Origin of the sequence: Streptomyces sp. UNOB3_S3 (assembly GCF_020740895.1) — a bacterium.
Taxonomy (GTDB): domain Bacteria; phylum Actinomycetota; class Actinomycetes; order Streptomycetales; family Streptomycetaceae; genus Streptomyces.
The window spans coordinates 1-17827 of sequence record NZ_JAILXP010000024.1; the positions used below are offsets into that span (position 1 = coordinate 1).

The 17827-nt window shown below is 72.7% G+C and carries 20 protein-coding genes; 13 read left to right on the top strand and 7 right to left on the bottom strand.

From position 1 onward, the window contains the following. Together aceB and K6I33_RS04520 are read right to left on the bottom strand one after the other, a co-directional pair. Positions 1–1598, bottom strand: a 1598-nt coding sequence (gene aceB, locus K6I33_RS04515; RefSeq protein WP_229348374.1) for a malate synthase A, incomplete at its 3' end; no start/stop codon positions are given. A gap of 134 nt (positions 1599–1732) precedes the next feature. After that, positions 1733–2383 (bottom strand): NTP transferase domain-containing protein, encoded by a 651-nt coding sequence (locus K6I33_RS04520; RefSeq protein WP_229348375.1) that lies wholly within the window; start codon positions 2381–2383, stop codon positions 1733–1735. A 158-nt stretch (positions 2384–2541) separates the two neighbouring features. On the opposite strand from K6I33_RS04520, the gene K6I33_RS04525 reads away from it, so the two are divergent. Further along, positions 2542–2913 carry a DUF5955 family protein gene (locus K6I33_RS04525; RefSeq protein WP_229348376.1) on the top strand — a complete coding sequence of 124 codons (372 nt, stop codon included), beginning with the start codon at positions 2542–2544 and terminating at the stop codon, positions 2911–2913. A gap of 44 nt (positions 2914–2957) precedes the next feature. Here K6I33_RS04525 and K6I33_RS04530 read toward each other — a convergent pair whose 3' ends face one another. Next, on the bottom strand, positions 2958–3746 hold the full coding sequence (locus tag K6I33_RS04530) for an IclR family transcriptional regulator (RefSeq protein ID WP_229348377.1): 789 nt from the start codon (positions 3744–3746) through the stop codon (positions 2958–2960). A 227-nt stretch (positions 3747–3973) separates the two neighbouring features. Between K6I33_RS04530 and allB the strand changes: the two genes are divergently transcribed. Together allB and alc are read left to right on the top strand one after the other, a co-directional pair. Further along, on the top strand, positions 3974–5254 hold the full coding sequence (gene allB / locus K6I33_RS04535; protein ID WP_229348406.1) for an allantoinase AllB: 1281 nt from the start codon (positions 3974–3976) through the stop codon (positions 5252–5254). Beyond that, entirely contained in the window at positions 5254–6417 is a 1164-nt protein-coding gene (gene alc, locus K6I33_RS04540) for an allantoicase (protein WP_229348378.1), read from the top strand. Before allB ends, alc begins: the two co-directional genes overlap by 1 nt. A gap of 3 nt (positions 6418–6420) precedes the next feature. Here the strand turns inward: alc and K6I33_RS04545 are convergent, their stop codons facing one another. From K6I33_RS04545 to K6I33_RS04560, 4 genes are read right to left on the bottom strand one after another with little or no spacing between them, the layout of a single operon-like run. After that, positions 6421–6942 carry an N-acetyltransferase gene (locus K6I33_RS04545; RefSeq protein ID WP_229348379.1) on the bottom strand — a complete coding sequence of 174 codons (522 nt, stop codon included), beginning with the start codon at positions 6940–6942 and terminating at the stop codon, positions 6421–6423. Next, positions 6936–7601, bottom strand: a complete 666-nt coding sequence (locus K6I33_RS04550; RefSeq protein WP_229348380.1) for a transcriptional regulator — start codon at positions 7599–7601, stop codon at positions 6936–6938. The genes K6I33_RS04545 and K6I33_RS04550 overlap by 7 nt, the downstream gene beginning before the upstream one ends. Positions 7602–7638: 37 nt before the next feature. Next, entirely contained in the window at positions 7639–7806 is a 168-nt protein-coding gene (locus K6I33_RS04555; RefSeq protein WP_229348381.1) for a DUF6126 family protein, read from the bottom strand. Beyond that, positions 7803–8468: a helix-turn-helix domain-containing protein gene (locus K6I33_RS04560; protein ID WP_229348382.1), complete on the bottom strand. Its 666-nt coding sequence runs from the start codon at positions 8466–8468 to the stop codon at positions 7803–7805. The genes K6I33_RS04555 and K6I33_RS04560 overlap by 4 nt, the downstream gene beginning before the upstream one ends. A 162-nt stretch (positions 8469–8630) precedes the next feature. Here K6I33_RS04560 and K6I33_RS04565 point away from each other — a divergent pair, with 162 nt between their 5' ends. The 10 genes from K6I33_RS04565 to K6I33_RS04610 all read left to right on the top strand — a co-directional run bounded on the left by K6I33_RS04565 (position 8631) and on the right by K6I33_RS04610 (position 17652). After that, on the top strand, positions 8631–9038 hold the full coding sequence (locus K6I33_RS04565; RefSeq protein ID WP_229348383.1) for a ribonuclease domain-containing protein: 408 nt from the start codon (positions 8631–8633) through the stop codon (positions 9036–9038). A gap of 110 nt (positions 9039–9148) precedes the next feature. Continuing rightward, entirely contained in the window at positions 9149–9718 is a 570-nt protein-coding gene (locus K6I33_RS04570; RefSeq protein WP_229348384.1) for a TetR/AcrR family transcriptional regulator, read from the top strand. Positions 9719–9757: 39 nt separating this feature from the next. Continuing rightward, positions 9758–10354, top strand: a complete 597-nt coding sequence (locus tag K6I33_RS04575) for a DUF4865 family protein (RefSeq protein ID WP_229348385.1) — start codon at positions 9758–9760, stop codon at positions 10352–10354. Between the two features lie 160 nt (positions 10355–10514). Continuing rightward, positions 10515–11726 carry a cytochrome P450 gene (locus tag K6I33_RS04580; protein WP_275126628.1) on the top strand — a complete coding sequence of 404 codons (1212 nt, stop codon included), beginning with the start codon at positions 10515–10517 and terminating at the stop codon, positions 11724–11726. A 153-nt stretch (positions 11727–11879) separates the two neighbouring features. Then, entirely contained in the window at positions 11880–12629 is a 750-nt protein-coding gene (locus K6I33_RS04585) for a GntR family transcriptional regulator (RefSeq protein ID WP_229348386.1), read from the top strand. Positions 12630–12896: 267 nt separating this feature from the next. Continuing rightward, positions 12897–13877, top strand: a complete 981-nt coding sequence (locus K6I33_RS04590; RefSeq protein WP_229348387.1) for a sugar ABC transporter substrate-binding protein — start codon at positions 12897–12899, stop codon at positions 13875–13877. Continuing rightward, positions 13874–14914, top strand: a complete 1041-nt coding sequence (locus K6I33_RS04595; protein ID WP_229348388.1) for an ABC transporter permease — start codon at positions 13874–13876, stop codon at positions 14912–14914. Before K6I33_RS04590 ends, K6I33_RS04595 begins: the two co-directional genes overlap by 4 nt. Then, positions 14881–15768, top strand: a complete 888-nt coding sequence (locus tag K6I33_RS04600; protein ID WP_229348389.1) for an ATP-binding cassette domain-containing protein — start codon at positions 14881–14883, stop codon at positions 15766–15768. Before K6I33_RS04595 ends, K6I33_RS04600 begins: the two co-directional genes overlap by 34 nt. A 196-nt stretch (positions 15769–15964) precedes the next feature. After that, a complete protein-coding gene (locus tag K6I33_RS04605; RefSeq protein WP_229348390.1) occupies positions 15965–17086 on the top strand; it encodes an ROK family glucokinase in 1122 nt (373 codons plus the stop codon). Between the two features lie 5 nt (positions 17087–17091). Continuing rightward, on the top strand, positions 17092–17652 hold the full coding sequence (locus tag K6I33_RS04610; RefSeq protein WP_229348391.1) for a hypothetical protein: 561 nt from the start codon (positions 17092–17094) through the stop codon (positions 17650–17652). The last annotated feature ends 175 nt before the right edge of the window (positions 17653–17827 follow it).

Consider the following 17827-nt stretch of genomic DNA (forward strand, 5'->3'; position numbering starts at 1 on the left):
CAGTCCAGCAGCTCGTACGCCGGCAGCGTCAGGAACTCCACGTACTCCTCGCCGAGCGCTACCCGCAGGAACAGGTCGTGAGCCTGCTGCCACATGCCCGATGCCTCCGGAGCGGCCGCCAGCTCCTCCGCCGCCACCTCCCGGACGAGCGCCGCCGTCACCTTCTCCCCGTTGTCGAGCACGACCCCCGCGTCGGTCCACTGCCAGATCTGGGAACGGGAGATCTCCGCCGTGGCCGCGTCCTCCATGAGGTTGAAGATCGCCACCGCGCCCAGCCCCCGCAGCCACGCCTCGATGTAACGGATGCCCACCTGCACCGCGTTGCGCAGCCCGGCGACCGTCGGCCTCGCCTCCAGGGAGCCGACGGCGATGAGCTCGCCGGCGGTGACCCGTACGTCCTCGCGCAGGCGGTGCTTCTGATGGGGCCGCTCGCCCAGGACGGCGTCGAAGGAGGCGCGGGCGACCGGGACCAGGTCGGGGTGGGCGACCCAGGAGCCGTCGAAGCCGTCGCCGGCCTCGCGGTCCTTGTCGGCCCGGACCTTCTCCAGCGCGACCTCGTTGATCCCGGGGTCCCGGCGGGAGGGGATGAAGGCGGCCATGCCCCCGATGGCGTGCGCCCCGCGCTTGTGGCAGGTGCGCACCAGCAGTTCCGTGTAGGCGCGCATGAACGGGGCCGTCATGGTGACGGCGTTGCGGTCGGGGAGGACGAACGCCTCACCCGCGTCACGGAAGTTCTTGATGAGGGAGAAGAGGTAGTCCCAGCGGCCGGCGTTGAGGCCGGAGGCGTGCTCGCGCAGCTCGTGGAGGATCTCCTCCATCTCATAGGCCGCGGTGATGGTCTCGATGAGGACGGTCGCGCGGATCGTGCCCCGGGGGATGCCCAGCCGCTCCTGGGCGAAGACGAAGACGTCGTTCCACAGCCGGGCCTCCAGGTGCGACTCGGTCTTGGGGAGGTAGAAGTACGGCCCCCTGCCGAGGTCGAGCAGCCGCCGGGCGTTGTGGAAGAAGTACAGGCCGAAGTCGGCGAGGGCGCCGGGGACGGGGCGGCCGTCGACGGTGAGGTGGCGCTCGTCGAGGTGCCAGCCGCGGGGGCGCATCACGACGGTGGCGAGCTCTTCGGCGGGGCGGAGGGCGTAGGTCCTGCCCTCGGGGCTGGTGAAGTCGATGCGGCGGGCGTAGGCGTCCATGAGGTTGAGCTGGCCGTGGACGACGTTGTGCCAGGTGGGGGAGGAGGCGTCCTCCATGTCGGCGAGCCAGACGCGGGCGCCGGAGTTGAGGGCGTTGATGGTCATCTTGCGGTCGTCGGCGGGCCCGGTGATCTCCACGCGCCGGTCCTCCAGCGCGGCGGGGGCGGGCGCCACCCGCCAGTCGGGGTCCTCGCGGACGGCGGCGGTCTCCGGGAGGAAGTCCAGCCGGCCGGTGCGGGCCAGCTCCGCGCGCCGCTCGGCGCGGCGGGCCAGCAGCTCGTCACGGCGCGGGGCGAACCGGCGGTGCAGCTCCGCGACGAACGCGAGGGCCGGCGCGGTGAGCACCTCCTCCTGCCGCTCCACGTACGGGGCTTCGACGGCTGCCGGCGAGGACGGAGCAGGCGCGGACATGGGCTGTCACTCCTTCAGCGAGCGGTGCGCGGGCGGTTCATGGGCGGTTCGCGGTGGTCGTGGCACGCGGTGTCACAGCGGCAAGTGGAGAATAGTTTTCTCATCGTGGAATCTCAATGGTGCATCGGAAGCGCTCAGTCCAGGAGCCGGGGGTCGTTCAACAGCCCGAGATCGTCCGGGGTGTCGACGTCGTCCGGTGCCGCGATGTCGCCGCACTCCACCAGGCGTACGGCGGCCGCGTGCCGCCGGAGGTAGGCCCGCGCGCCCATGTCCCCGTCGGCCGCCCGGGCCGCGCCCGCCCAGTGCTCCCGGGCGAGCAGCACCGGGTGCCCCCGCTCGCCCCCGTACGCCGCCGCCGCGAGCCGGGCCCCCGCCCGGTGCGCGGCCAGCACCCGCGCCACCGCCGCGGCGCCGACGCGCGGCTGGTCGACGAGCGTCACCAGCACCGCCTGCACCGCCGCCGGGTCCGTCGCGGCGGCCAGTGACGCCAGCCCGGCGCGCAGGGATGTGCCCATGCCCCGGGGCCAGTCGGGGTTCTCCACGAGGATGACGTCCGCGCCGGTGAGCCGCGCCCGTACCTCCGTCGCCCCGGCGCCCACGACCACGCGCACCGGGGCGCAGCCGCCCTCGCGCAGCACCCGCGCCGCGTGCTCCACCAGCGGGCCGCCCCGGAACTCCAGCAGCGCCTTGGGCCGCCCGCCGAGCCGTCGCCCGCCGCCGGCCGCCAGCAGCAGCCCCGCGACGGACGGCACGGGATCAGTGCCCTCGTCCGCCCTCCACGTCATGGCCCCTGCATACCGTATGAGCGACCGCATGTACGCCGTACGGGAGTTCGTCACTCGTACGTGAACGCGCGGCCTGAATTTCGCTGTGAGTGTGGCGCGTCACACGTGAAGTGGCGTTAACTGATCCGCGCGGGCGGGCGTGCGGGAGGGGGACAGTCGTGGCGGAAGGCGCCGTGGTGGTGGAAGAGGAGCGTACGGGGCGATCCGGTGAGGATCCGGACCCGAGAGCCGGTGAGCTGGGCGTCGCGGTGTCCCGGCTGCGCCGGGCGCTGGCCGGGCACCCCGCGCCTTTACCCGACCGGGACGCCGCGGAGGACGAGCTGGCCGCGCTGGACGCGATGGCGCGCACGGGACACCCGGACGTCTCCCGGCTGCGGAGCTCGCTGCTGCTGGTGGCGGGGGCGGTCGGGTCCGTGAGCGCGCTGGGGCCGGCGCTCGGTGAAGTACGGGCCGCGGTCGACCGGTTCGCGGACGTTCCGGGCGCCGGGAAGGTCCCGGAGGGGCTGCCGCGCCCCCGCGAGGGCGCCTGACCGGCGCCGGCCCCGGAGAGGGGGACCGACGCCGTCGCCTTCGGTCATGCCGACGCCGTCGCCCCCGCCAGCGTCGCCGACAGTTCCGCCGCGACCTCCCGCAGCAGCGGCACGATCCGTTCCGTCGCGGCCTCGGTGACGCGGCCCGCCGGGCCCGAGACGGAGATGGCCGCCGAGGTGGGGGAGTCCGGCACCGGCACCGCGAGGCAGCGGACGCCGATCTCCTGCTCGTTGTCGTCCATCGCGAAGCCCGACTCGCGCACCCGGGCGAGCTCCTTCAGGAAGCCCTCCGGCGATGTGATCGTCTTCTCCGTCGCGGCCGGCATGCCCGTACGGGCCAGCAGCGCGCGGACCTCGTCGTCCGGGGCCTGGGCGAGCAGGGCCTTGCCCACGCCCGTGGAGTGGGGCAGCACCCGTCGGCCGACCTCGGTGAACATCCGCATCGAGTGCCGCGAGGGCACCTGGGCCACGTAGACGACCTCGTCGCCGTCGAGCAGCGCCATGTTGGCCGTCTCGCCGGTCTCGTCCACCAGCCGCGCGAGGTGCGGGCGGGCCCAGGTGCCGAGCAGCCGTGAGGAGCTCTCGCCGAGGCGGATCAGCCGGGGGCCCAGCGCGTAGCGCCGGTTGGGCTGCTGCCGGACGTATCCACAGGCCACCAGCGTGCGCATCAGCCGGTGGATGGTGGGCAGCGGCAACCCGCTGCTCGTGGACAGTTCGCTCAGCCCGACCTCGCCGCCGGCGTCGGCCATCCGCTCCAGCAGGTCGAATGCACGCTCGAGGGACTGGACGCCGCCGCTGGCGGAGGCGGTTCGGGGCTCGGCGGACGGGGGCACGGCGCTCCTTCCGGGATGGGTGGCAGCAGCCTACCGGCCACCCCACCTGTCACATGCCGGTTTCTACCAGGTGAAATCATGCTTCCGTACAACGAAAAGGGTCTTGACGGGGTCGCGGGGCGGCTGAAGACTGCGGGCAGCGCTGTTCAACAAATCGTTGACGATTCGTCGAGGGGCGGACGGTGGAACTGCTGCTGCGTTCGACACGAGTGGTGACCCCGGAGGGCATGCGCGCCGCCGCCGTCGCCGTGACCGGCGGCCGGATCGCTGCGGTCCTGCCCCACGGGACCGAGCCGCCCGCGGGAACCCCCGTCGAGGAACTGGGCGACGACGTCATCCTGCCCGGTCTCGTCGACACCCATGTGCATGTGAACGACCCGGGCCGGGCCGAGTGGGAGGGCTTCGCGACCGCCACCCGGGCGGCCGCCGCCGGCGGGATCACCACGCTCGTCGACATGCCGCTCAACAGCCTCCCGCCCACCACCACCGTGGCCCACCTGCGCGCCAAACAGGCCGTGGCCCGCGACCGGGCGCACATCGACGTCGGCTTCTGGGGCGGGGCGCTGCCCACCAACCTCGCCGATCTGCGCCCCCTGCACGACGCGGGCGTCCTCGGCTTCAAGGCCTTCCTCTCCCCGTCCGGCGTCGACGAGTTCCCGCACCTGGGCCGCCACGACCTCGACGCCGTGGCGGCCCGGATCGCCGGGCTCGGCGCGCTGCTGATCGTCCACGCCGAGGACCCGGACCGGCTGGCCGCCGCACCGGCGTACGGCGGACCGCGCTACGCCGGCTTCCTCGCCTCCCGCCCGCGCGCCGCCGAGCGCGAGGCGATCGCCGCGCTCGTCGACGTCGCGCGCCGCCGGGGCACGCGCGTCCATGTGCTGCACCTGTCCTCCGCCGGCGCGCTGCCCCTGATCGCCGCCGCCCGCGCCGAGGGCGTACGGATCACCGCCGAGACCTGTCCGCACTTCCTGACCCTGACCGCCGAGGAAGTGCCGGACGGGGCCACCGAGTTCAAGTGCTGTCCCCCGATCCGCGAGGCCGCCAACCGGGACGCCCTGTGGGCCGGGCTGGCCGACGGCGTCATCGACTGCGTCGTCTCCGACCACTCGCCCTGCACGGCCGACCTCAAGGTCCCCGACTTCGCAGAGGCCTGGGGCGGGATCTCCTCCCTCCAGCTGGGCCTGTCCGCCGTCTGGACCGAGGCCCGGCGGCGCGGCCGCACCCTCGCCGACGTGGCCCGCTGGATGTCCACCGCGCCCGCCGCCCTCGCGGGCCTGCCCGCCAAGGGCGCGATCGAGGCGGGCCGGGACGCCGACTTCGCGGTCCTCGCCCCCGACGAGACCTTCACCGTCGACCCGGCCGCACTCCACCACCGCAACCCCGTCACCGCCTACGCGGGCCGGACCCTCCACGGCGTCGTCCGGTCCACCTGGCTGCGCGGCCGCAAGACGGCCGATCACGGCACCCCCCTGACCGCACCCACCGGCCGACTCCTGGAGCGCTGATGAGCACGAACGGTGCACGGACCGACAGCCTTCCCTCCTTTCCCGCCATTCCCTCCTTCACCGGCGGCGCCGCCCCCTACCCCGGCGGCGACCCCTACGCCGACTACCGGACCGCCGACTTCCCCTTCACCCGCCTCCCCGACCTCGCCGACCGCCGGCTGGGCGGCTCGGTGATCGCCGCCAACGACGAGTTCTTCGCCGAGCGCGAGAACCTGATCAAGCCGGAGACGCCGCACTTCGACCCCGCGCTCTTCGGCCACAAGGGCAAGGTCATGGACGGCTGGGAGACCCGCCGCCGGCGCGGCGCCGCGGCCGGCGACCCCCACCCCTCGGACGAGGACCACGACTGGGCGATCGTCCGGCTCGGCGTGCCCGGCGTCGTCCGGGGCGTGGTCGTCGACACCGCCCACTTCCGCGGCAACCACCCCCGGGCCGTCGCCCTGGAGGGCGCCTCGCTGCCCGGCTCGCCGTCCCCCGCCGAGCTGCTCGCCGGCGACGTGAAGTGGACGGTCCTCGTCCCCCGCACCCCCGTCGGCGGGCACGCCGCCAACGGCTTCGCCGTCGGGGGCGGGGAACGCTTCACCCACCTGAGGCTCAGTCAGTACCCCGACGGGGGCATAGCCCGGCTGAGAGTCCACGGCGAGGCCGCCCCCGACCCCGCCTGGCTGGCGGCGCTGGGTACCTTCGACCTCGCCGCGCTGGAGAACGGCGGGCACGCCGAGGACGCCTCCGACCGCTTCTACTCGTCCCCGGCGAACGCCATCCACCCGGGCCGTTCCCGCAAGATGGACGACGGCTGGGAGACCCGCCGCCGCCGCGACCGCGGCCACGACTGGGTGCGCTACCGGCTGACCGGCCGGGCGGCGCTCCGCGCCGTGGAGATAGACACCGGCTGCTACAAGGGCAACGCGGCCGGGTGGGCCGCCCTGTCCGTCCTGGACGCCACCACCGGCGCCGACCCGGCCGACCACACCACGGGATGGCGGGAACTGCTGCCCCGGACCCGGCTGGAGCCGGACACCGTGCACCGGTTCGTCCTGGAGCGTCCCGCCGTCGCCACCCACGTCCGGGTGGACATCTTCCCCGACGGGGGCATCGCGCGGCTGCGTGTGCACGGCTCGCTGACGGAGGAGGGCGCGCGCCATCTGACGGCCGGCGCCTAGGGGTCAGGTCAGCGCGCGGCTCATGAACAGCGCCGTCTCGCCCTCCGAGGCCGTCCCCCGGTAGAGGGTGGTGTCCAGCCCGCACACCGTGAACCCCATGCGGCGATACGCCTGGATCGCGGGCGCGTTGACGCTCGTCACCTCCAGCCAGGCGGTACGGGCGCCCAGTTCACGGCCGCGCGCCAGCGCGCGGTCCATCAGGCCGCCGCCTATGCCCTGCCCCCGGCGGCCGGGGGAGACCCGGACGTCGGCGATGAACAGCCTGCGGTTCCACTCCTCGTACGCGAAGGTGATCGCGCCGCACAGCTCCGCGCCGTCCTGGGCGACGACGGTCTCGCGGGGGCGGTCGTCCTCGTCCTCGTCGTCCGGGTAGACCTTGCGCAGCGGGGGGCTCACCCGCACCGTGCGCAGCCGGAAGCCGTCGTCCGAGGCGGTGACCACGATGACGGAGTCGGTGGTGAAGGAGTTGTCGAGCGCGTCGACCTTGGTCAACTCGTCGGCGTGCGCGGAACGGTAGTTCAGCATGCCGTGAGCGTAGCCCAGAACATCAGTTCATAGTCCTGGAGGAGACGACCGTAGCGGTGCGCCAGCCGTTCCGTGAGCCGGCCGTCCACCAGACCGGTGCCCACGGCGGCCAGCGCGCGCTCCGCGCCCTCGGGGTCGGGCGTGGCGAAGAGGTCGAAGAAGCCGCACGCCTCGTCGTCGAAGCCGTAGTGCTCGCGCAGGGCCCGGCCCACCGTGGCGCAGTAGCCGCCCCACGCCGCGAAGTTGGCGCACAGGGCCACGACCACGTCGACCGGCTCGGCGCCCAGCGCCAGCCAGGCCGCGTACGCCGGATACGCCTGGCACCCGGCCCGCGGCTCGTGCTCCGTCACCGCCGCCGCGTCCAGCCCGCAGGCGGCCGCGAGCGGGCCGAGGCGGGTCAGCGCCCGGGACTCGTCCTGGGCGAGGTGGTCGAAGAAGGCGGCGACGGCGGGCTGCCGCAGCAGGGCGGCCCGCTCGGCCAGGTGGAGGAAGCTGCGGGCGTCGGAGGCGATGACGTGGTGCTGTTCCAGGGCGAAGGCGGCGACGGCGGCCGGGGGCGCCTCGCCAGCCTCGATCAGGGGGACGAGGCGGTTCGCCCCCGCCTCCGGTGCCAGCTCGCGCGTCGCGTCGTCGAGGACTTCCCGGGCTGTACGGGCCATGGCTCCAGGGTAGCCACGACCACCCCGCCCCGCCGGGCTACTTCGCCCCGCCGAGATAGAAGAGGAGGAAGAAGAACGCCACGATGAAGTGGACGGCGACCAGGTAGACGAAGACCCGGAACGTCATGCCCATGGGCGCCCGGTCCTCCTCGTGGAACTGCTTCGCGTCCGTCGCGTCCGTCGCGTTCGTCGCGTTGTCGCTCATCGGATTCCCCTCTGGGTCGGTCGCGTGCCGCCGAGGCACAGCTCGGCGGCGCCGCTCTGGAGCAGCGTGTGGAGGAACAGCAGGTCCACCCCGCCGCGCGAGTCGGCGACGATGCGGTGCGGGGTGAGGGAGTCGAAGTGGGCGGCGTCACCGGGGTCGAGCAGATGCGTGACGTTGCCCAGCGTCAGCCGGAGCCGTCCCCGGGTGACGTAGAGCCACTCCTCGCCCGGGTGGACGCGCACCAGCTCCTCCTGGCTGCCCCGGCCCTGCGGCACGTGCAGCCGCAGCGCCTGCATGGCGCGGCCGGAGCCGCCGGCCCGCCAGTAGGTCCAGCCGCCCGCCTCCTGCGGTTCCATGCGGTCCGCGCGGACGATCGGGTCGAGCTCGGCGGGCACCTCGCCCAGCAGGTCGGATACGGTCGTACCGTAGGTCCGTGCCAGCGCGAGCAGCATGGGGAGGGACGGCGTCCGCCGTCCGGTCTCCAGCCGGGACAGATGCGCGGGCGACAGGCCCACCCGGGCCGCGGCGGCCTCCAGGGTCAGCCCGCTCCGTCTGCGCAGCGCGCGCAGTCGCGGGGCCACGGCGGGCAGCTCGGCCACCTCGCCCAAGGTGTCCGGGGTCTCCGGGGCGGGGGAGAGGTGCGGTTCGGGCAGCGGACTCATGGGTCCGGTATAGCCCCGCTATTACCCATGGGGCAAAACTTTTGCCTCAGAGGCAAGGCCGCCGGGCACAGACGATCTCCCCGGTCAACGTGATGAACGTCAAGGAAACATCAGGGAATTGGCATTGACATGCCATGCGGCCGGTCGGCCATCCTGATGTTCATGACAACCCCCCATCGTCTCGTGCGCCTCGGCGCCCTCGCCGCCGTCGCCACCACCCTCCTCTTCGGCGCCCCCGCCGTCGCCGCCCCGTCGGTGGCCCCCTCGGTGGTGGCCGTGAAGTCCGTCGGCGACATCTGTTACTCGGAGCTCCCCTCCCAGGCCCACGACACCATCCGGCTGATCGACCAGGGCGGCCCCTTCCCCTACCCGCGGGACGGCATCGTCTTCTCCAACCGCGAGGGCATCCTCCCCAAGCAGACGAGCGGCTACTACCACGAGTACACCGTCATCACCCCGGGCTCCCCGGACCGCGGCGCCCGCCGTGTCATCGCCGGCAAGCGCCCGCACGAGGACTACTACACGGCCGACCACTACCGGAGCTTCGACCTCGTCGACTTCTCCTGCTGACACCTTCCGTCCGTGAAGGAGCCCCGTCACCGGTGCGCGGTGACGGGGCTCCGGCGTTCCTGGATCACACACGAAGATCGTTTGTACCTACTGGTATGTACACTCGGATCATGAGCACCCCGGAACGCCTCATCGAGAGCACCCGTGAACTCCTGTGGGAGCGCGGCTACGTCGGTACGAGCCCCAAGGCGATCCAGCAGCGCGCGGGCGCCGGGCAGGGCAGTATGTACCACCACTTCTCCGGCAAGCCGGACCTCGCCCTCGCCGCGATCCGGCGCACCGCCGAGGAGCTCCGGGCCGCCGCCGAGGAGCGGTTCGCCGCGCCCGGCACGGCCGTCGAGCGCGTCACGGCGTACCTGCGGCGCGAGCGGGAGGTCCTCAAGGGCTGCCCCATCGGCCGGCTCACCCAGGACCCCGACGTCATGGCCGACCCCGTGCTGCGCGCGCCGGTCGACGAGACCTTCGCCTGGCTGCGGGCCCGGATCGCCGGCGTGCTGGCCGAGGGCCGGGACCGGGGCGAGCTGGACGCCGCGCTCGACCCCGCCGACACGGCCTCGACCGTGGTGGCCGTACTCCAGGGCGGCTACGTCCTCGCCCGCGCCGCCGGATCCGAGGAGCCCTTCCGGCGGGCCGTCGACGGAGTCCTGGGGCTGCTCGCCGCGCACACCACCGGGCGCTGACCCGGCAGAGCGTTGACCCGACGAAGGAGAACAGACGCCATGTACGCCATGCAGTACGAGATCACCCTGCCCGCCGACTACGACATGACCGTCATCCGGCAGCGGGTGGCGGCCCGGGCTCACGTCCTCGACGACCGCGCCGGGCTGGGCCTGAAGGCCTACGTCATCCGGGAACGCGGAGTCGACGGCTCGCCGGTCAACCAGTACGCCCCCTTCTACCTGTGGGACGGCGTCGGCGCGATGGGTGAGTTCCTGGTCGGTGGCGGGGGATTCCAGGGCATCGTCGCCTCCTTCGGCCGCCCGGCCGTCCACCACTGGACCGGCGTCGCCTGCCACGCGGGCCCGGCCCGGTCCGCCGTGCCGCGTGCGGCCTCCCGGCTGCTCACCCCGATGCCCGCCGGGGCCGACACCGCGACCGTGGTGGCGGACGCGCTCGGCGAGCTGGACGGGCTCGCCGCCCGCCCTGGGGTGCACACCACCGCGCTGGCCTTCGACCCCCGCCACTGGCAGCTGCTGCGCTTCACGCTGTGGGAGCACTCCGTTCCCTCAAGCGAGGACGAGCGCGCCGAGCGCTACGAGGTGCTCCACCTGTCGGACCCCCACCTGACGGAGATCCCCGAGGGCCGACACTGGTGACGCACCGTCACGCGCGCCCCTCGATCGCGAGGCCAACCTCCCCTGTACGCCGCGCGCTTGACGGTGTGCCGGGCATCTCCCCGCGGACCATGGCGGCCACTCCTACCCGCGCGTAGGGTGAATGCGTCGAACAACATTCCGACGCACCGGGGGCAGCGCAATGACCGCAGTGGCCGAAGAGCGGGACGGGACGATCGATCTGGCGGCGATGGGCGCGGAACTGGCCCGGGACCCCTACCGCGTCTACGCGGCCCTGCGCGAGCGGGGCCCCGTCCACCGGGTGCGGATGCCGGAGGGGGCGGTCTGCTGGCTCGTCGTCGGCTACGACGAGGTGCGCGCCGCCCTCAACGACCCCACGCTCTCCAAGGACTGGCGGAACGCCGCCCCCGACATGCCCCTGCCACCCGTCGCCGCCGGCCCGCACATGCTCATCGCCGACCAGCCGAACCACACCCGGCTGCGGAAGCTGGTCGCCAAGGAGTTCACCGCGCGCCGCGTCGAGGCCCTGGCCCCCCGCGTCCAGCAGCTCACCGACGAGCTCCTCGATGCCATGCTGGCCGCCCCGGACCGCCGCGCCGACCTTGTCGAGGCCCTGTCCTTCCCGCTGCCCATGAGCGTCATATGCGAGCTGATCGGCGTGCCCGACCTCGACCGGGCGGCCTTCCGCCGCTGGTCGAACACCACCATCGGCGCCGAGCCGCCCCAGGCCAAGCTCAAGGCCGCCCAGGAGGTCGGCGTCTATCTGACGGAACTCGTCGCCGCCAAACGCGAGAAGCCCGGCGACGACCTGCTCAGCGCCCTGATCCGCACCACCGACGAGGACGGCGACCGGCTCTCCTTCGAGGAGCTCCTCGGCATGGCCTGGATCCTGCTGGTCGCCGGCCACGAGACCACCGTCAACCTCATCTCCAACGGCGTCCTCGCCCTGCTGAGCCACCCCGGCCAGCTCGCCGACCTGCGCGCCGACTTCGGTCTCCTCGAAGGCGCCGTCGAGGAGATGCTGCGCTACGACGGCCCCGTCGAGACCTCCACCTTCCGCTTCACCACCGAGCCCCTGGACATCGGCGGCACCGTCATACCCGGCGGCGGCGAGCTCGTCCTGGCCGCCCTGTCCGACGCCGACCGCGACCCGGCCCGCTTCGAGGATGCCGGCCGCTTCGACATCCACCGCGACGCCCGCGGCCACGTCGCCTTCGGCCACGGCATCCACTACTGCGTGGGCGCGCCCCTGGCCCGCCTGGAGGCGAGGATCGCCATCCGCTCCCTGCTGGAGCGCTGCCCCGACCTCGCCCTCGACAGCCACCCCGACGCACTCACCTGGCGCGAGGGCCTCCTGATGCGGGGGCCGCACCACCTGCCGGTGCGCTTCTGAAAGGGGCTGTGCCCCTTACGGGGCGCGGGGAACTGCGCGATCAGCCCCCACCGGCGCGCGGTGGACCGGACCACCCCGGTCCGGAGGTCCGGATGTCCGGACATAAAGACCTCCGGACTACCGGTCATCAGTCCACACAGCTACGCTCCCCCCGTGGCCACGCACCAACCCCTCCAGTTCACCCTCGACCGCGGCAGCCCGGTCCCGCTCTACTTCCAGCTCTCCCAGCAGCTGGAGGCCGCCATCGAGCGGGGCGAGCTCGCCCCCGGCAGCCTGCTCGGCAATGAGATCGAGCTCGCGGGACGGCTGGGCCTGTCCCGGCCCACCGTCCGCCAGGCCATCCAGTCGCTCGTCGACAAGGGCCTGCTCGTCCGCCGCCGGGGCGTGGGCACCCAGGTCGTCCACAGCCAGGTCAAGCGCCCCCTGGAGCTCAGCAGCCTCTACGACGACCTCGAGGAGGCCGGCCAGAAGCCCGCCACCCGGGTGCTGCGCCGCGTTGTCGAGCCCGCCACCGCCCGGGTCGCCGCCGCCCTCGGCGTCGCCGAGGGCGCCGACGTCGTCCTGGTGGAGCGGCTGCGCCTGGCGCACGGCGAGCCCATGGCCGCCCTGCGCAACCACCTGCCCGTCGGGCTGCTCGACCTCGACGACGAGGCGCTGGAGCGCACCGGGCTCTACCGGCTGATGCGCATGGCCGGCATCACCCTCCACAGCGCCCGGCAGACCGTCGGGGCGCGCGCCGCCACCCTCGCCGAGGGTGAGCTGCTGGCCGAGCCGGAGGGGGCGCCGCTGCTGACGATGGAGCGGACGACGTTCGACGACACCGGCCGCGCGGTCGAGTTCGCCTCCCACCTCTACCGGGCGTCACGCTACGCGTTCGACTTCCAGCTCCTGGCGCGGTCCTAGCCGCGGTCCTGGCGCGGCTCCGGCCCTGTCAGCGACCCCGCCCACCTGTCATGTCGTAAGAATGTTCTGACAAAGTCTTGACGTGGTGTGGCTTACGCCACTAGAACTCCACCCACAAAGACCAGCCCCGGCGCCCCCGCCGACAGCGGTGACGGATGGTGACGGATACTTGGGCGGTTGGGCCCGCGGGATCAGGGTCCGGCCGCACGTGACAGACAGTGAGAAGGGCAAGTCCTCGTGGCAAGGGTTCGGACAGGCGTACGCGCGGTGAGCGCCGTGCTGGCAGCGGTACTCGGCGCCACACTCGCGGGATGCAGCAGCACGGGAGGCAAGCGCGCCGAGGAGCGGGCCGCCAAGGCCGCCCAGGGGCGTGCCGCCGTCGACACCCCCCGGTGGACCTTCGCAATGGTCACCCACTCGGGCGATGGCGACGCCTTCTGGGACATCGTCCAGAAGGGCGCCAAGCAGGCGGCCGTCAAGGACAACATCAACTTCCTCTACGCCCATGACGCCGAGGGCAACAAGCAGGCGCAGAGCGTCCAGGCCATGATCGACCAGAAGGTCGACGGCCTGATCGTCACCCTCGCCAAGCCCGACGCCATGAAGGACGTCGTGGCCAAGGCGGTGAAGGCCGGCATCCCGGTGATCACGGTGAACTCGGGTTCCGCCCAGTCCAAGGACTTCGGCGCGCTCACCCACATCGGCCAGGACGAGGTCATCGCCGGCGAGGCCGTCGGCGAGCAGCTCAACAAGCGCGGCCGGAAGAAGGCCGTCTGCGTCCTGCACGAGCAGGGCAACGTCGGCCACGAGCAGCGCTGTGAAGGCGTGAAGAAGACCTTCAAGGGCGACGTGCAGAACCTCTACGTCGAGGGCACCAACATGCCCGGCGTCCAGTCCTCCATTGAGGCCAAGCTGCAGTCCGACAAGGACATCGACACCGTCGTCACCCTCGGTGCCCCCTTCGCCCCCACCGCCGTCAAGGCCGCCCGGCAGGCCGGCAGCAAGGCCGAGGTCGACACCTTCGACCTCAACGCCGACGTCGCCCAGGACCTCCAGGACGGCACGCTCGGCTTCGCCGTCGACCAGGACCCGTACCTCCAGGGCTACGAGGCCGTCGACCTGCTGTGGCTCTACCGGTACAACCGCGACATGCTCGGCGGCGGGCGGCCGGTCCTCACCGGCCCGCAGATCGTGACCAAGGACGACGCGAAGACCCTGGCCGAATACGCGAAGCGGGGCACCCGATGAGCACAGCCGCAACCGCACAGGCCGACGAGCGGCTCGTCCACCGCGGCATGGTGCGCCGGATGCTCGGCCGCCCCGAGCTCGGCTCCGTCGTGGGCGCGGCGGCGGTCTTCGTCTTCTTCTCGTTCGTCGCCGACAGCTTCCTGCGGGCGTCCAGCCTCTCGACCGTGCTGTACGCGGCCTCGACGATCGGCATCATGGCCGTCCCCGTCGCCCTGCTGATGATCGGCGGCGAGTTCGACCTGTCGGCGGGCGTGATGGTCACGACCTCGGCCCTCGTCTCGTCGATGTTCAGCTACCAGATGACGGCGAACGTCTGGGTGGGCGTCGGGGTCTCCCTGCTGACCACCCTGGCCATCGGCTTCTTCAACGGCTTCGTATTCACCCGTACCAAGCTGCCCAGCTTCATCATCACGCTGGCCACGTTCCTGATGCTCACGGGCATCAACCTCGGCTTCACCAAGCTCATCGACGGCACGGTCTCCACCAAGACCATCGGTGACATGGAGGGCTTCGACTCCGCCCGCGCGGTCTTCGCCTCCCACCTCACCATCGGCGGCGTCGACCTGCAGGTCACCATCCTGTGGTGGCTCGGCCTCGTGGCCCTGGCCACCTGGATCCTGCTCCGCACCCGCGCGGGCAACTGGATCTTCGCCGTCGGCGGCGGCGCGGACGCGGCCCGCGCGGTCGGCGTCCCCGTCAACAAGACCAAGATCGGTCTGTACATGGGCGTCGCCTTCTGCGCCTGGGTCTCCGGCCAGCACCTCCTGATGTCCTACAAGGTCGTGCAGTCCGGCGAGGGCGTCGGCAACGAGCTCCTCTACATCATCGCGGCCGTCATCGGCGGCTGCCTGATGACCGGCGGCTACGGCTCCGCCATCGGCTCGGCGGTCGGCGCCTTCATCTTCGGCATGACCAGCAAGGGCATCGTGTACGCGCAGTGGAACCCGGACTGGTTCAAGTTCTTCCTCGGCGCGATGCTGCTCCTCGCGACCCTGCTCAACGCATGGGTCCGCAAGCGCGCGGAGGCGAGCAAGTGACCGCACTCGTCAAGCTCACGGACGTGAGCAAGTTCTACGGCAACATCCGCGCGCTCGAGGGCGTCTCCCTGGAGGTCCACCCCGGCGAGATCACCTGCGTCCTCGGCGACAACGGCGCCGGCAAGTCGACCCTCATCAAGATCATCGCGGGCCTCCACCAGCACGACGCGGGCACCTTCGAGATCGAGGGCGAGGAGACACGGCTCGCCTCCCCCCGCGAGGCCCTCGACCGCGGCATCGCCACCGTCTACCAGGACCTCGCCGTCGTCCCCCTGATGCCGGTCTGGCGGAACTTCTTCCTCGGCTCCGAGCCGACGACGGGCGCGGGCCCCTTCAAGCGCCTCGACGTGCGGAAGATGCGCGAGACCACCCGCGCCGAGCTGCTCCGCATGGGCATCGACCTGCGCGACGTCGACCAGCCGATCGGTACCCTCTCCGGCGGCGAGCGCCAGTGCGTGGCCATCGCCCGCGCCGTGTACTTCGGCGCGAAGGTCCTCGTCCTCGACGAGCCCACCGCGGCGCTCGGCGTCAAGCAGTCCGGCGTCGTCCTCAAGTACGTCGCGGCCGCCCGGGACGCCGGCCTCGGCGTGGTCTTGATCACGCACAACCCCCACCACGCCTACCTGGTCGGCGACCGCTTCGTCCTCCTCAAGCGAGGCGCCATGGCCGGCAGCCACCCGAAGTCCGGGATCGCCCTCGACGAGCTCACCCGGCAGATGGCGGGCGGCAGCGAGCTGGACCAGCTCAGCCACGAGCTGGAGCGGGCACCGGGCCCCGACGTGATCGGCGGCAGGAAGATCGAGCCGGAGCCGGAGCCGGAGCCGGAGCCGGAAAAGCGGGAAAAGAACGACTGACCCACTCGTGGAACGGAGGGCGGGCGCGGACGGCGGGAACCGTCCGCGCCCGCCCTCCGTCCTTACTGGGACGATTGCCCACAACCGGGTGACCAGCGCCGTTGTGCGTCGTGGCCCGTCCGTGAGGCACAATCGGCCACGACCGCATCCACGAGGCCCACGGCCTCACGAGACCACCGCAGGGGCTACGACCGCGATGAGCATGTACCGCGAGCGGGTACACCGGGGCACCGCCACAGCGACCGTGCTCCGCACGGTCGGCACGCGCGAGCGGCGCTCGCACCTCACCGCCCCCCGCGTCCCCACGGTCGGCATCGACATCGGCGGCACCAAGGTGATGGCGGGCGTCGTGGACGCCGACGGCAACATCCTGGAGAAGCTCCGCACCGAGACCCCGGACAAGTCCAAGAGCCCCAAGGTCGTCGAGGACACCATCGTCGAGCTCGTGCTCGACCTCTCCGACCGCCACGACGTCCACGCCGTGGGCATCGGCGCCGCCGGCTGGGTCGACGCCGACCGCAACCGCGTCCTCTTCGCCCCCCACCTCTCCTGGCGCAACGAACCCCTGCGCGACCGCCTCGCCGGCCGCCTCGCCGTGCCCGTCATGGTCGACAACGACGCCAACACCGCCGCCTGGGCCGAATGGCGCTTCGGCGCCGGCCGGGGCGAGGACCACCTCGTCATGATCACCCTCGGTACCGGCATCGGCGGCGCCATCCTGGAGGACGGCCAGGTCAAGCGCGGCAAGTTCGGCGTCGCCGGCGAGTTCGGCCATATGCAGGTCGTCCCCGGCGGCCACCGCTGCCCCTGCGGCAACCGCGGCTGCTGGGAGCAGTACAGCTCCGGCAACGCCCTCGTCCGCGAGGCCCGCGAGCTCGCCGCCGCCGAGTCCCCCGTCGCCTACGGGATCATGGACCGCGTCGGCGGCAACGTCAACGAGATCACCGGCCCGCTGATCACCGAGCTGGCCCGCTCCGGCGACGCCATGTGCGTCGAGCTCCTCCAGGACATCGGCCAGTGGCTCGGCGTCGGCATCGCCAACCTCGCAGCCGCCCTCGACCCCTCCTGCTTCGTCATCGGCGGCGGCGTCAGCGCCGCCGACGACCTGCTGATCGGCCCCGCCCGCGACGCCTTCCGCCGCCACCTCACCGGCCGCGGCTACCGCCCCGAGGCCCGCATCGTCAAGGCCCAGCTCGGCCCCGAGGCCGGCATGGTCGGCGCCGCCGACCTCGCCCGCCTCGTAGCCCGCCGCTTCCGCCGCGCCAACCGGCGCCGGGTGGAGCGCTACGAGCGCTACGCACGGGCCGGCCGGGGGTGACCGCCGTGCAGCCCGAACAACTCGTCGCCCCCGGGGAACCGGCCGGCCCGCCCCGGCGCGCCCCCCGCTGGGTCAAACCCCTGATCATCTTCCTGCTCGTCGCCATCCCCGCCGGATACCTCTACATCTCCGCGATGCAGAGCCGCAGCGGCAGCGAGTCCAAGCGGGAGGAAGCGGCCCAGACCGGCCTGGAGTCCGGCTGGCCGTCCCGGCTGCAGCGCCGCATCTACGGGATGACGGTGCCGCCGGGCGCCGCGTACGTCGCCCACTACGAGACCAACTCGTGGAAGTCGAGCTCCCTGTACCTCCAGTTCACCACCACGGGCGACCGGCTCGACCACTGGCTCGAGCAGCTCGGCACCTCCTCCGCCGAGCTCCAGCCCGGCCGGATCACCATCGACAAGGACGAGGCGGACGTCGTGGGGTGGAAGTTCGGCCCCGACGACCACCACTGGCGGGGCACGACCGTCTCCCACGACAAGCCCAAGCCGAACTTCGAGATCATCGTCAACTGGGACAACCCCAACCGCCCCCGGGCCTATGTGATCTCCACGACGACTCCGTGACGACCGGCCGCTCCCGGCCCTGACCGGCCGCGACGGCGGACGGCGCGGCCCGGGTGGCCGGAAGCGTCTTCAGGCGTCCGCGCCGAGCCGGGCGGGGAGGGCGCCCAGGCCCGGGAAGGCCAGGGACGCCAGGCCCGCCCACCGGCGAGGCCCGCTCTGCTCCGGTTGCGCTTCG

Bases quoted from the DNA above. Each gene is read 5' to 3' on its own strand.
- K6I33_RS04575 (WP_229348385.1), top strand. From the start codon at position 9,758: ATGTACGCCATGCAGTACGAGATCACCCTGCCCGCCGACTACGACATG.
- K6I33_RS04550 (WP_229348380.1), bottom strand. From the start codon at position 7,601: ATGGCCCGTACAGCCCGGGAAGTCCTCGACGACGCGACGCGCGAGCTG.
- K6I33_RS04570 (WP_229348384.1), top strand. From the start codon at position 9,149: ATGAGCACCCCGGAACGCCTCATCGAGAGCACCCGTGAACTCCTGTGG.
- K6I33_RS04580 (WP_275126628.1), top strand. From the start codon at position 10,515: ATGACCGCAGTGGCCGAAGAGCGGGACGGGACGATCGATCTGGCGGCG.
- K6I33_RS04555 (WP_229348381.1), bottom strand. From the start codon at position 7,806: ATGAGCGACAACGCGACGAACGCGACGGACGCGACGGACGCGAAGCAG.
- K6I33_RS04520 (WP_229348375.1), bottom strand. From the start codon at position 2,383: ATGACGTGGAGGGCGGACGAGGGCACTGATCCCGTGCCGTCCGTCGCG.
- K6I33_RS04545 (WP_229348379.1), bottom strand. From the start codon at position 6,942: ATGCTGAACTACCGTTCCGCGCACGCCGACGAGTTGACCAAGGTCGAC.
- K6I33_RS04605 (WP_229348390.1), top strand. From the start codon at position 15,965: ATGAGCATGTACCGCGAGCGGGTACACCGGGGCACCGCCACAGCGACC.
- K6I33_RS04560 (WP_229348382.1), bottom strand. From the start codon at position 8,468: ATGAGTCCGCTGCCCGAACCGCACCTCTCCCCCGCCCCGGAGACCCCG.
- K6I33_RS04565 (WP_229348383.1), top strand. From the start codon at position 8,631: ATGACAACCCCCCATCGTCTCGTGCGCCTCGGCGCCCTCGCCGCCGTC.
- alc (WP_229348378.1), top strand. From the start codon at position 5,254: ATGAGCACGAACGGTGCACGGACCGACAGCCTTCCCTCCTTTCCCGCC.
- K6I33_RS04595 (WP_229348388.1), top strand. From the start codon at position 13,874: ATGAGCACAGCCGCAACCGCACAGGCCGACGAGCGGCTCGTCCACCGC.
- allB (WP_229348406.1), top strand. From the start codon at position 3,974: ATGCGCGCCGCCGCCGTCGCCGTGACCGGCGGCCGGATCGCTGCGGTC.
- K6I33_RS04600 (WP_229348389.1), top strand. From the start codon at position 14,881: ATGGGTCCGCAAGCGCGCGGAGGCGAGCAAGTGACCGCACTCGTCAAG.